Origin of the sequence: Mycolicibacterium austroafricanum, assembly GCF_000612725.1 — a bacterium.
Lineage (GTDB): Bacteria > Actinomycetota > Actinomycetes > Mycobacteriales > Mycobacteriaceae > Mycobacterium > Mycobacterium austroafricanum.
The window spans coordinates 95,130-108,188 of the sequence record NZ_HG964458.1 but is presented as its reverse complement, the minus strand read 5'-3'; the positions used below and the strand labels follow the sequence as shown (position 1 = coordinate 108,188).

Annotated in this window: 7 protein-coding genes; all 7 read left to right on the top strand. The window is 68.3% G+C overall.

The features are described from left to right. Positions 1-107: 107 nt before the first annotated feature. The 7 genes from BN976_RS27070 to BN976_RS27040 all read left to right on the top strand — a co-directional run bounded on the left by BN976_RS27070 (position 108) and on the right by BN976_RS27040 (position 13,050). Positions 108-1,169, top strand: coding sequence for an esterase family protein (locus BN976_RS27070; RefSeq protein WP_011782762.1), 1,062 nt, complete (start codon positions 108-110; stop codon positions 1,167-1,169). Between the two features lie 162 nt (positions 1,170-1,331). Further along, positions 1,332-2,219: an esterase family protein gene (locus tag BN976_RS27065; RefSeq protein WP_011782761.1), complete on the top strand. Its 888-nt coding sequence runs from the start codon at positions 1,332-1,334 to the stop codon at positions 2,217-2,219. A gap of 59 nt (positions 2,220-2,278) precedes the next feature. Continuing rightward, on the top strand, positions 2,279-2,728 hold the full coding sequence (locus BN976_RS27060; protein ID WP_011782760.1) for a DUF732 domain-containing protein: 450 nt from the start codon (positions 2,279-2,281) through the stop codon (positions 2,726-2,728). Positions 2,729-2,774: 46 nt separating this feature from the next. Further along, positions 2,775-3,791 (top strand): carboxylesterase Culp6, encoded by a 1,017-nt coding sequence (culp6, locus tag BN976_RS27055; RefSeq protein WP_011782759.1) that lies wholly within the window; start codon positions 2,775-2,777, stop codon positions 3,789-3,791. A gap of 177 nt (positions 3,792-3,968) precedes the next feature. Continuing rightward, on the top strand, positions 3,969-5,858 hold the full coding sequence (gene fadD32 / locus BN976_RS27050; RefSeq protein WP_011782758.1) for a long-chain-fatty-acid--AMP ligase FadD32: 1,890 nt from the start codon (positions 3,969-3,971) through the stop codon (positions 5,856-5,858). 56 nt (positions 5,859-5,914) lie between these two features. Then, positions 5,915-11,503, top strand: a complete 5,589-nt coding sequence (gene pks13 / locus BN976_RS27045) for a polyketide synthase Pks13 (protein ID WP_036375690.1) — start codon at positions 5,915-5,917, stop codon at positions 11,501-11,503. Continuing rightward, on the top strand, positions 11,500-13,050 hold the full coding sequence (locus BN976_RS27040; RefSeq protein WP_011782756.1) for an acyl-CoA carboxylase subunit beta: 1,551 nt from the start codon (positions 11,500-11,502) through the stop codon (positions 13,048-13,050). Before pks13 ends, BN976_RS27040 begins: the two co-directional genes overlap by 4 nt. Positions 13,051-13,059: the final 9 nt, after the last annotated feature.

Here is a 13,059-nt window from a genome sequence, read left to right as displayed (position 1 = left end):
CCACAAAGGTGTGGTTGACTACACGGGCAAAGTGGCCGGTTTTCGGGGGCCGCCCCTCAGGGCGGGTGGCCCGCTGCTGCTTTACGACAGATGGGAAATACACAAGCATGAAGCTCGTTGGGGCGCTGCCCAGAGTGATTCGTAGCATGGGCCGTCGGCTCACGGTGGCCGCGCTCGCGGCGATCGTGCTGCCCGGCCTGATCAGCGCGGTGGGTGGCTCGGCGACCGCCGGTGCGTTCTCGCGTCCGGGTCTGCCGGTGGAGTACCTGATGGTGCCCTCCGCCGGGATGGGCCGCGACATCAAAGTCCAGTTCCAGAGCGGTGGCCCGAACGCCCCCGGCGTGTACCTGCTCGACGGTCTGCGCGCGCAGGATGACTTCAGCGGCTGGGACATCAACACGCAGGCGTTCGAGTGGTACCTCGACTCCGGTCTCGCGGTGGTCATGCCCGTCGGCGGCCAGTCCAGCTTCTACAGCGACTGGTACGCCCCGGCGTGCGGCAAGGCGGGTTGCAGCACCTACAAGTGGGAGACCTTCCTGACCCAGGAGCTGCCCGCCTACCTGGCAGCCAACAAGGGCGTGGACCCCAACCGCAACGCGGCCGTCGGGCTGTCGATGGCCGGCTCCGCCGCGCTGACGCTGGCGATCTACCACCCCCAGCAGTTCCAGTACGCCGGCTCGCTGTCCGGCTACCTGAACCTGTCCGAGGGCTGGTGGCCGATGCTGGTCAACATCTCGATGGGTGACGCGGGGGGCTACGACGCCAACGACATGTGGGGTCGCACCGAGGACCCGGACAGCGCCTGGAAGCGCAACGACCCGATGGTGAACATCGCCAAGCTGGTCGCCAACAACACCCGCATCTGGGTGTTCTGCGGCAACGGCAAGCCTGCCGAGGTCAACGGCAACGTTGCGGGCAACAACCTGCCCGCGAAGTTCCTCGAGGGCTTCACGCTGCGCACCAACAAGACCTTCCAGGAGGAGTACCTCGCCGCGGGCGGGAAGAACGGTGTGTTCAACTTCCCCTCGGGCGGCACGCACGACTGGCCTTATTGGGGTCAGCAGCTGCAGCAGATGAAGCCCGACATCCAGCGGGTGCTCGGCGCGGTGCCGCAGCCTTCGGCTCCGGCAGCCCCTGTTGACGCGGTCGCGCCGACCTCGGGCGGCTAGACCCCGGTTCCGACAACGACGAAAAGAATTGACGGCGGTGATCCTCGCGGAGGGTCACCGCCGTCAGTCGTTTTGCCGCCCGGTCGCGTGGGGTGATGTGATTCACTACTGCGGGGGCGGCCCCCGGACCGTGGCGAACAGCGCGAAAGAAGAGGTGGGCAGATGCACGCGATGCTTCGAGCGATCGCAGCTTTGACGGTGGCCGTGGCGGCGGTTCTCGCCCCTGTGACGGCTCCCACCGCCGGCGCCCAGGGCGTCGAGATGCTGATGGTCCCGTCCGCGGCCATGGGTCGGTCGATCCCCGTCGCGTTCCAGGGAGGCGGCCCGCACGCCGTCGTCCTGCTGGATGCGTTCAATGCCGCTCCCGACGTCAGCAACTGGGTGACCGCAGGCAACGCCATGGGGACGCTGTCCGGGCGGGGCATCTCGGTTGCCGCACCGGCCGGCGGCGCGTGGAGCATGTACACCAACTGGGAGCAGGACGGCAGTAAGCAGTGGGAGACGTTCCTGGCCGACGAGCTGCCCAACTGGCTGGCCGCCAACAAGGGTCTGGCCCCCAACGGGCACGCGATCGTCGGTGCCGCGCAGGGCGGCACCGGGGCGCTGACGATGGCGACCTTCCACCCCGACCGTTATCGCTTCGCCGGGTCGCTGTCCGGATTCCTCACCCCGTCGGCGACGGCACTCAACGGCGCGATCACCGCCGGACTTGCCCGCTTCGGCGGCGTCGACACCCGCAACATGTGGGGCCTGCCACAGTTGGGTCGCTGGAAGTGGCACGACCCCGACGTGCACGCCCAGCTGCTGGTGAACAACAACACCCGGCTGTGGATCTACAGTCCGGCGACCACCACGTGCACCGACGTGCCCGCGATGATCGGCTACTGCGATCAGGCGCAGGGCAGCAACCGCACGTTCTACCAGCACTACCGTGGAATCGGCGGGGGCAACGGCCACTTCGACTTCCCGACCTCCGGCAACCACGACTGGGGTTCCTGGAGCGGTCAGCTCGCCGCGATGAGCGGTGAGCTGGTGGCAACGATCGGATAGCGGAGAGCAAGCCCCGCGCCCGGTACCTTGGAGTCGTGCAACACGGTTCACGTTCGGCGATGGCGGGGATGGCGGGGCTGTGTGCGCTGGTCGCCCTCCCGGCCGCCTGGCTGACCGGGTGCTCAGACGGGGACATGCTCGGGGGTATGGGCTCCGAGGTCGAGCCCGCACACGGCCGCCCGACCGCTGCACTGCCCGGCCCGGGCACCGCGGAATCCACGTCCAACGCCCTCGTCGTCAGCCCGCGCCAGCAGGACTATCTCGACGCGCTGCACACCGCCGGTGTCACGCCGTCCAGCGACCTGTCGGCGCTGAGCATCGGCTCCTACGTCTGTCAGGCCCGCGCGGCCCGGCAGACCGACCAGGCGGTGTGGGCGTTCGTCGCGCCGCTGGTGCGTAACGACGTCAGCGGCACCGACGACAGCGAGAGCGCCGATACGCCGTCGGCGGTAGACGTCGACACCGCGACCGCCGACTACATTCGGATCGCGACCGAGCGACTCTGCTGAGCACGAGCAGCACCCACACACGCATGGAGTACAGGAGTACCTGAGCATGGCCAAGACCAACCGGCGGAAACGCCACCGCCTCCTGGCGTTGTTCGCCGCCGGAGCTGTGGGCCTCGTCGTGGTGCTCATCGTTGCGATCGTGGTCGTGGTGCTGCGCAGACCGGATGCGCCGCCGACCGCGGTACCGCCCACCGCGGCACCGCCCACGGGAACGTCCGGGGTGCCGCCCACGTCGAAGCCCCGCCCGGAATTCCAGGATGCGAGCTGCCCCGACGTGCAGCTGATCTCGATCCCCGGCACGTGGGAGTCCTCGGTGCACCTGGACCCGTTCAACCCGGTGCAGTTTCCGATCGCGCTGCTGCTCAACGTCACCAATCCGATCCGGGCCGAGTTCGGCACCGACCGGCTCGAGGTGTTCACCGTCCCGTACACCGCACAGTTCCACAATCCGCTGTCAGCGGACCGGCAGATGTCCTACAACGACAGCCGCGCCGAAGGCACCCGCGCCACGATCAAGGCGATGACGGACATGAACAACCGCTGCCCGCTGACCAGCTATGTGCTGGTCGGGTTCTCGCAGGGCGCGGTGATCGCCGGCGACATCGCCTCCGACATCGGCAACGGCCGCGGCCCGGTGGACCAGGACCTGGTGCTGGGGGTCACGCTGATCGCCGACGGCCGCAGGGAGACCGGGGTCGGCCAGGAGGTCGGACCGAACGCCCCCGGTCAGGGCGCGGAGATCACGCTGCACGAGGTGCCGACGCTGTCGGCGCTCGGTCTCTCGATGACCGGCCCGAGGCCGGGCGGCTTCGGGGCGCTCAACGACCGCACCTACGAGATCTGTGCCCGGGGTGACCTGATCTGCGCGGCACCGGAGTCGGCGTTCAACATCACGGCGCTGCCCAAGACCCTCGAGGTGCTCGCCGGGGGCGCGGGCCAGCCCGTGCATGCGATGTACGCCACGCCGGACTTCTGGAATCTCGACGGTCTCCCTGCGACCGGGTGGACACTGAACTGGGCGCAGGGCCTGATCGAGGGTGCTCCGCAGCCGAAACATGGCTGACCTGTGACCTGATCGATTCGGCGCTTAATTTGGCCAGGGACGCGCAGGTCGCCTAGCATAACCACAGTTTAAGGAAAATCTAAGAGCGGAAGCTGGTGGCTGACGGGTGGGCAGCCTCTTCCCCAGTAGAATCTCCGGGGTTTCGGGACTAGAAATCCCGCTTGATTGGAGTGACGAATGGCCTTCCACAACCCGTTCATCAAGGACGGATTGATCAAATTCCCGGATAACGGGAGCCTGGTCAAGCACGTCGAGCGATGGGCGAAGGTGCGTGGCGACAAGGTGGCCTACCGCTTCCTCGACTTCTCCACCGAACGTGACGGGATCGCACGCGATCTGACGTGGGCAGACTTCGGCGCGCGCAACCGTGCGGTCGCGGCCCGCCTGCAACAGGTCACCGAGCCGGGCGACCGGGTCGCGATCCTGTGCCCGCAGAACCTCGAGTACCTGGTGGCGTTCTTCGGCACGCTCTACTCCGGCCGCATCGCGGTGCCGCTGTTCGACCCGAACGAGCCCGGTCACGTCGGCCGCCTGCACGCAGTGCTCGACAACTGCACCCCGTCGGCGATCCTGACCACCACCGAGGCCGCCGAGGGTGTGCGCAAGTTCTTCCGCACCCGCCCGGCCAACCAGCGTCCGCGTGTCATCGCCGTGGACGCGGTGCCGGTCGAGGTCGGCGCCACCTGGGAGCCGGTCGATGTCACGCACGACACCATCGCCTACCTGCAGTACACGTCCGGCTCCACGCGCATTCCGACAGGTGTGCAGATCACGCACCTGAACCTGGCCACCAACGTCGTCCAGGTGATCGAGGCGCTGCAGGGCGAAGAAGGCGACCGCGGGGTGTCGTGGCTGCCGTTCTTCCATGACATGGGGCTGATCACCGTTCTGCTGCCCACAGTGATCGGGCACTACGTGGAGTTCATGACGCCCGCGGCGTTCGTCCGCCGTCCGGGCCGGTGGATCCGGGCGATGGCGCGCAAGGAGGGTGACACCGGCGGCACCATCTCGGTGGCACCGAATTTCGCGTTCGACCATGCCGCCGCGCGCGGTGTGCCGAAGGACGGCGAGGAGCCGTTGGACCTGTCCAACGTCAAGGCCGTCCTCAACGGCAGCGAGCCGATCTCGGCGGCCACCGTGCGCCGCTTCAACGAGGCGTTCGGACCGTTCGGTTTCCAGCCGCAGGCCATCAAGCCGTCCTACGGGCTGGCCGAGGCCACGCTGTTCGTGTCGACGACCCCGTCCAACGAATCGCCGAAGATCATCTCCGTCGACCGCGACGAGCTCAACGCGCACCGCTTCGTCGAGGTGCCCGACGATTCGCCGAAGGCGGTCGCCCAGGCCGGCGCGGGCAAGGTCGGCGTCGCGGAGTGGGCGGTCATCGTCGACGCCGAGACGGCGTCGGAGCTGCCCGACGGCCAGATCGGTGAGATTTGGATCAGCGGCCAGAACATGGGTACCGGGTACTGGAACAAGCCCGAAGAAACCATCGCCACCTTTCACAACACGCTGAAGTCGCGCACCACGCCGTCGCACGCCCAGGGCGCGACCGACGACGCGACCTGGGTGCGCACCGGTGACTACGGCGCGTACCACGACGGCGAGCTCTACATCACCGGCCGCGTGAAGGACCTGGTGATCATCGACGGCCGTAACCACTATCCGCAGGATCTGGAGTACTCCGCGCAGGAGGCGACCAAGGCGCTGCGGACCGGCTACGTCGCGGCGTTCTCGGTGCCCGCCAACCAGCTTCCCGACGAGGTGTTCGACGACAGTCACGCCGGACTCAAGCGCGACCCCGACGACACCTCCGAGCAGTTGGTGATCGTCGGAGAGCGTGCCCCCGGTGCGCACAAGCTCGACATGGGGCCGATCGCCGACGACATCCGCGCCGCGATCGCGGTCCGCCACGGTGTGACCGTCCGCGATGTGCTGCTGACCCCGGCCGGTGCGATCCCGCGGACCTCCAGCGGCAAGATCGGCCGCCGTGCCTGCCGCTCGGCGTATCTCGACGGCAGCCTGCGCGCCGGCAAGGTGGCCAACGCATTCCCCGATGAAACGGACTAGCGCTCAAAGTTACGGCGGCCGTGCCGGTCGCAACGCGATCGTGAGGGTAAGTGAACATGGCTGAAGCACAAGACGGTTCGAGCAAGGCCGGTCCCGACATGACCGTCGCGGAGATGCGTGAATGGTTGCGAAACTGGGTCGGTAACGCCACCGGCCAGGCGCCGGACTCGATCAACGAGTCCGCACCGCTGGTCGAACTGGGCCTGTCGTCGCGTGACGCGGTCGCAATGGCCAGCGACATCGAGGATCTCACCGGGGTGACACTGACCGCCACGGTGGCATTCCGGCACCCGACCATCGAGTCGCTGGCGACGGTGATCATCGAGGGCGAGCCGGAAGCGGACATCTCGGCGCTCGACGACGAGGACTGGTCCCGTGAGGTCGACGAAGGTGTCGCGAACATCGCGATCGTCGGTGTGGGAACCCGGTTCCCGGGTGACATGAACACCCCGGACGAGATGTGGCAGGCCCTGCTGGAGGCCCGCGACGCGATCACCGATCTGCCCGAGGGCAGGTGGTCGGAATTCCTGAGCGAGCCGCGGATCGCCGAGCGGGTCGCCAAGGCGCGCACCCGGGGCGGGTACCTGTCCGACATCAAGGGCTTCGACGCCGAGTTCTTCGCGCTGTCGAAGATGGAAGCCGACAACATCGATCCGCAGCAGCGGATGGCGCTGGAGCTCACCTGGGAAGCGTTGGAAGACGCCAGGATTCCCGCGTCGAGCCTGCGCGGTGAGAACGTCGGCGTCTACGTCGGCAGCTCCACCAACGACTACAGCTTCCTCGGGGTCGCCGACCCGTCGACCGCGCATCCGTACGCCATCACCGGTACGGCGAGCTCGATCATCGCCAACCGGGTGTCCTACTTCTACGACTTCCGCGGCCCGTCCATGGCCATCGACACCGCCTGCTCGTCGTCGCTGGTGGCCGTGCACGAAGGCGTCAAGGCGCTGCGCTCCGGCGACGCCGACGTGGTGCTCGCCGGCGGCGTCAACGCTCTCGTCACGCCTTTGGTGACAGTCGGTTTCGACGAAGTCGGTGGGGTCCTGGCGCCGGACGGCCGGATCAAGTCGTTCTCCAAGGACGCCGACGGCTATGCCCGTTCCGAGGGCGGCGGCATGCTGGTGCTCAAGCGCCTCGCCGACGCGCGCCGCGACGGTGACCAGATCTACGCCGTGATCGCCGGTGCCGCGATCAACCACGACGGCCGCTCCAACGGCATGCTCGCGCCCAACCCCGACGCGCAGGAAGCAGTGCTGCGCAAGGCATACAAGGACGCCGGCATCAACCCGCGCACCGTCGACTACGTCGAGGCGCACGGCACCGGCACCATCCTCGGCGACCCGATCGAAGCCGACGCGCTGGGTCGCGTCATCGGCCGTGGCCGTGCCGCGGACCGGCCCGCGCTGCTGGGTGCGGTGAAATCCAATGTGGGGCATCTGGAGTCGGCGGCGGGTGCGGCGAGCCTGGCGAAGGTGGCGTTGTCGTTGCAGCGGAACAAGATTCCGCCGTCGATCAACTACAGCGGCCCCAACCCGTACATCGACTTCGACAAGGAACACCTGAAGGTGGCCGACACGGTCACCGACTGGCCCCGCTACAGCGGGCATGCCATCGCCGGTGTGTCCGGCTTCGGGTTCGGCGGCGCGAACGCGCACCTGGTGCTGCGCGAGGTGCTGCCCACCGATCTCGTCGAGCCGGCGCCGGAACCGGACGTCGCCGTGGTCACCCCCGCCAACGACGACGCCAAGGCCGTCTACGTCGGCGGGGTCCGGATGGACGAGTACGGCGAGTTCGTGAGCGATGAGCCGCTTGCGCGAAGAGAATCTGGCTTCGATGAGGACGATGATCGCGGCGACGACGAGTTCTACGGCCGCCTCCCCGAGGAGGAGCCCGAGCTTCCCGGTCTGACCGACGAGGCGCTGCGCCTGCTGGAGGTCGCGCGCGAAGAGCTGGCCGCGGCTGAAGCCGAGAACCCCACGACTCCGATTGTGCCCATTGCGGTTTCGGGGTTCCTGACCTCGCGCAAGCGCGCGACGGCCGCCGAGCTGGCGGACTGGATCGACAGTCCCGAAGGCCGCGCATCCTCGCTGGAGGCGATCGGCCGGTCGCTGTCGCGGCGCAACCACGGCCGCTCCCGCGCGGTGGTGCTTGCCCACGATCACGACGAGGCCGTCAAGGGTCTGCGCTCGATCGCCGAGGGCAAGCCGAACCCGATCGTGATCAGCGCCGACGGCCCGGTCACCAACGGCCCGGTCTGGGTGCTCGCCGGATTCGGTGCGCAGCACCGCAAGATGGCGAAGAGCCTTTATCTGCGCGACCAGACGTTCGCCGAGTGGATCAACAAGGTCGACAGCCTCATCCAGGACGAGCGCGGCCACTCGATCGTCGAGCTCATCCTCGACGACGCCATTGACTACACCGACGAGACCACCGAGCTCCCGATCGAGAAGGTGCAGCTGGTCATCTTCGCGATCCAGGTCGCGCTCGGCGAACTGCTCAAGGCGCACGGCGCGAAACCCGGTGCGCTGATCGGCCAGTCGCTCGGCGAGGCCGCGGCGGCGTACTTCTCCGGCGGTCTTTCGCTGGAGGACGCCACCCGCACCATCTGCTCGCGCTCGCACCTGATGGGCGAGGGCGAGGCGATGCTGTTCGGCGAGTACATCCGGCTGATGGCGCTGGTGGAGTACTCGGCGGAGGAGATCGTATCGGTCTTCGGGGAGGATGAAGCCTTCAACAACCTCGAGGTCTGCGTGTACGCCGCGCCGACCCAGTCGGTGATCGGCGGTCCGCCCGACCAGGTCGACGCGATCATCGCCCGCGCCGAATCGGAGGGCAAGTTCGCCCGCAAGTTCCAGACCAAGGGCGCCAGCCACACTTCGCAGATGGACCCGCTGCTCGGTGAGCTCGCCGCGGAACTGCAAGGCATCGAAGCGCATCCGGTGCAGGTGCCCTACTACTCGACGGTGCACGAGGGCAGCTTGATCCGGGCCGGCTCGGACCCGATCCACGACGTGGACTACTGGAAGAAGGGCCTGCGGCACAGCGTGTACTTCACGCACGGCATCCGCAACGCCGTCGACAACGGGCACACCACGTTCCTGGAACTGGCGCCGAACCCGGTCGCGCTCATGCAGGTCGGCCTGACCACCGCCGCGGCGGGTCTGCATGACGCACAGCTGATCCCGACGCTGGCGCGCAAGCAGGACGAGGTCGACTCGATGACCACGGCGATGGCGCACCTGTACGTGTACGGCCACGATCTGGACATGCGCACGCTGTTCCCGCTGCCGGCCGACCGGCCGGTGGACCCGGCCACCGACTACGCGGACATCCCGCCGACCCGGTTCAAGCGCAAGCCGCACTGGCTGGAGGCGCACTTCACCGGTGACAGCTCGGCCGTCATGCCCGGCAACCATGTCGCCACGCCTGACGGCAGGCACGTGTGGGAGTACCTGCCGAAGGGCGAGACCGATCTGGCGGCCCTGGTGAAAGCGGCTGCGGCCGTGGTTCTTCCGGACGCCAAGCTGACAGCCTCCGAGCAGCGCGCCGTCCCCGGCGAGGGGTCGCGCCTGGTGACCACGTTGACCCGCCATCCCGGCGGAGCCGGCGTGCAGGTGCACGCCCGCATCGAGGAGTCGTTCACGCTCGTCTACGACGCGATCGTCACCAGGGGCGGTCAGCTGACTGCGCTGCCGACCGCTGTCGGCGCGACCACGGTGGCAGAGGTGGCCACGGCTCCCGTCGCGGTCGAGGAGCCCTCGGGAGCCCCGGAATTCGAGGCCGACAACCTGACTGCGGGCGCCAACCTCGGTGCCAGCTTCGCGAAGTGGTCACCCGAGTCCGGCGAGACCATCGGTGAGCGCCTCGGCACCATCGTCGGCGCGGCCATGGGTTACGAGCCCGAGGACCTGCCGTGGGAGGTGCCGCTGATCGAGCTCGGCCTGGATTCACTGATGGCGGTGCGCATCAAGAACCGGGTCGAGTACGACTTCGACCTGCCGCCGATCCAGCTCACCGCCGTGCGCGACGCGAACCTGTACGCCGTCGAGAAGCTGATCGCGTACGCGGTGGAGAACCGCGATCAAGTCGAAGAGCTGGCCGAGACGCAGAAGGGGCAGACCGCCGAGGAGATCGCCGCGGCCCAGGCCGAGTTGATGGGCGGAGCCACGACGGTCGCCGAGCTGGAGGCCAAGCTGGCCGAGGCGGGCCACCCCATCGCGGCCGACAAATCCACCGACGAAGTGGTGACCGCCGCGGGAACCGAAGCGCCTCCGTCCGATGTCGCGGTCCCCGCTCCGCCGTCCGATGTCGCGGTCCCCGCCCCGCCGACCGACCCGTCGGGACCGTCGATTCCGGCCCCGCCGACCGACCCGTCGGGACCGTCAGCGCCCACAGCCGAGCGCTCGTCAGCCGCCGATGGTTCCTCGCGCGAGCGCTCGTCAGCAGCTGATGGCTCCTCGCGCGAGCGCTCGTCAGCAGCTGATGGTTCCTCGCGCGAGCGCTCGTCAGCAGCCGGCCTGGCCGCCAAGGTCCTCACCCAGGAGGCTGTCACCGAGGCGCTCGGCGCCGACGTGCCCCCGCGCGACGCGGCCGAGCGGGTCACGTTCGCCACCTGGGCCATCGTCACCGGCAAGTCGCCGGGTGGCATCTTCAACGAGCTGCCGTCGATCGCCGACGACGTCGCCGAGAAGATCGCCCAACGGCTCTCCGAACGCGCCGAGGGCACCATCACCGCCGAACAGGTCAAGGTCGCCCGCACGATCCAGGACCTGTCCTCGCACGTGCGCGACGAGATGGACGCCGGTGAGCTGGACGGGTTCGTCCGCATCCTGCGGGCCAGGCCGGAGGGCTCCACCCGCGTCCCCGTGTTCGTCTTCCACCCCGCGGGCGGAACCACGGTCGTCTACGAGCCGCTGATGAAGCGGCTGCCGGCCGACACCCCGGTCTACGGCATCGAGCGGGTCGAGGGCTCCATCGAGGAGCGGGCCCGCGAGTACGTACCGAAGCTGATGGAGATCCAGGGCAACGGGCCGTACATCCTCGCCGGCTGGTCACTCGGCGGGGCGCTGGCCTACGCGTGCGCGGTGGGGCTGAAGAGCCAGGGCGCGGACGTCAAGTTCGTCGGCCTGATCGACACCGTGCGCGCCGGCGAGGAGGTGCCGCAGACCAAGGAGGAGATCCGGGCCCGCTGGGACCGTTACGCCCTGTTCGCGCAGCGCACCTTCAACGTGGAGATCCCGGCCATCCCGTACGAGCAGCTCGAGGAACTCGACGACGAGGGCCAGGTGAAGTTCGTCCTCGACGCGGTCAAGGACAGCGGCGTCGACATCCCGGGCGGCATCATCGAGCACCAGCGCACGTCGTATCTGGACAACCGCGCGCTCGACACCGCGGTGATCGAGAACTACGACGGGCACGTCACCCTCTACATGGCCGACCGCTACCACGACGACGCGATCATGTTCGAGCCGCGTTATGCCACCCGCCAACCCGACGGCGGCTGGGGCCGGTTCGTCGCCGATCTGGAAGTGGTGCCGATCGGGGGCGAGCACATTCAGGCGATCGACGAGCCGTACATTGCGAAGGTCGGCGCCCATATGAGCGAGGCGATCAACGCAATTGAGGCGGAGAGCGAGGGCAAGTGACCGAACGGACTACCGCCGAGCTGCTGGCCGAGCTTCGCGAAAAGCTGGAGCTGGCCAAGGAACCCGGTGGCGAGAAGGCCGTTGCCAAGCGGGAGAAGAAGGGCATCCCGAGTGCCCGCGCCCGGATTCATGCGCTGCTCGACCCGGGCAGCTTCCTGGAGATCGGCGCGCTGGCCAAGACCCCCGGCGACCCCGACGCGCTCTACGGCGACGGCGTCGTCACCGGCCACGGCACCATCAACGGGCGGCCGGTCGGCGTGTTCAGCCACGACCAGACGGTGTTCCAGGGCTCGGTCGGGGAGATGTTCGGACGCAAGGTCGCCCGCCTGATGGAGTGGGTCGCCATGGTCGGCTGCCCGATCATCGGCATCAACGACTCCGCGGGCGCCCGCATCCAGGACACCGCGACATCGCTGGCCTGGTACGCCGAGCTGGGCCGCCGCCACGAACTGCTGCGCGGCCTGGTGCCCGAGATCTCGCTGATCTTCGGCAAGTGCGCGGGCGGCGCCGTGTACTCGCCGATCCAGACCGACCTCGTCGTCGCGGTGCGCGACCAGGGCTACATGTTCGTCACCGGTCCCGACGTCATCAAGGACGTCACCGGTGAGGACGTCACGCTCGACGAGCTCGGCGGCGCCGACGCCCAAGCCCGGTACGGCAACATCCACCAGGTCGTGGAATCCGAGGCCGCGGCGTTCCAGTACGTGCGGGACTACCTGAGCTTCCTGCCCGGCAATGCCTTCGACGACGCGCCGATCGTCAACCCGGGCCTGGAGCCCGAGGTGACGCCGCACGATCTCGAACTCGACGCGATCGTGCCGGACGCCGACAACCAGGCCTACGACATGATGGAGATCCTGCTGCGGATCTTCGACGACGGCGACGTGTTCCAGGTCGGTGAGCAGGCCGGTCCGGCGATCATCACCGCGTTCGCCCGCGTGGACGGCCGCCCCGTCGGCATCATCGCCAACCAGCCGATGTACATGTCGGGTGCCATCGACAACGAGGCCTCCGACAAGGCGGCCCGCTTCGTCCGGTTCTGCGACTCGTTCAACACCCCGCTGGTGTTCGTCGTCGACACCCCCGGCTTCATGCCGGGTGTGGAGCAGGAGAAGGGCGGCATCATCAAGCGCGGCGGCCGCTTCCTCAACGCGGTGGTGGAGGCCGACGTCCCCAAGGTGACGATCACGATCCGCAAGTCCTACGGCGGCGCCTACGCGGTGATGGGCTCCAAGCAGCTGACCGCTGACTTCAACTTCGCCTGGCCGACCGCCCGCATCGCGGTGATCGGCGCCGAAGGCGCGGCCCAGCTGCTGGTCAAGCGGTTCCCCGATCCCACCGCCCCCGAGGTGCAGAAGATCCGGGCCGACTTCATCGAGGGCTACAACGCCAACCTGGCCACGCCGTGGATCGCCGCCGAACGCGGCTTCATCGACGGTGTGGTCGAGCCCCACGAAACCAGGCTGCTGCTGCGCAAGTGCATGCACCTGCTGCGCGACAAGCAGATCAACCGTGTGCAGCGTAAGCACGGCCTGACACCGATCTAGGCCGTCAGG

What these genes read in the sequence shown, in the direction of transcription:
- BN976_RS27070 (WP_011782762.1), top strand. Translation starts at nt 108, where the DNA reads ATGAAGCTCGTTGGGGCGCTGCCCAGAGTGATTCGTAGCATGGGCCGT.
- BN976_RS27065 (WP_011782761.1), top strand. Translation starts at nt 1,332, where the DNA reads ATGCACGCGATGCTTCGAGCGATCGCAGCTTTGACGGTGGCCGTGGCG.
- BN976_RS27060 (WP_011782760.1), top strand. Translation starts at nt 2,279, where the DNA reads ATGGCGGGGATGGCGGGGCTGTGTGCGCTGGTCGCCCTCCCGGCCGCC.
- culp6 (WP_011782759.1), top strand. Translation starts at nt 2,775, where the DNA reads ATGGCCAAGACCAACCGGCGGAAACGCCACCGCCTCCTGGCGTTGTTC.
- fadD32 (WP_011782758.1), top strand. Translation starts at nt 3,969, where the DNA reads ATGGCCTTCCACAACCCGTTCATCAAGGACGGATTGATCAAATTCCCG.
- pks13 (WP_036375690.1), top strand. Translation starts at nt 5,915, where the DNA reads ATGGCTGAAGCACAAGACGGTTCGAGCAAGGCCGGTCCCGACATGACC.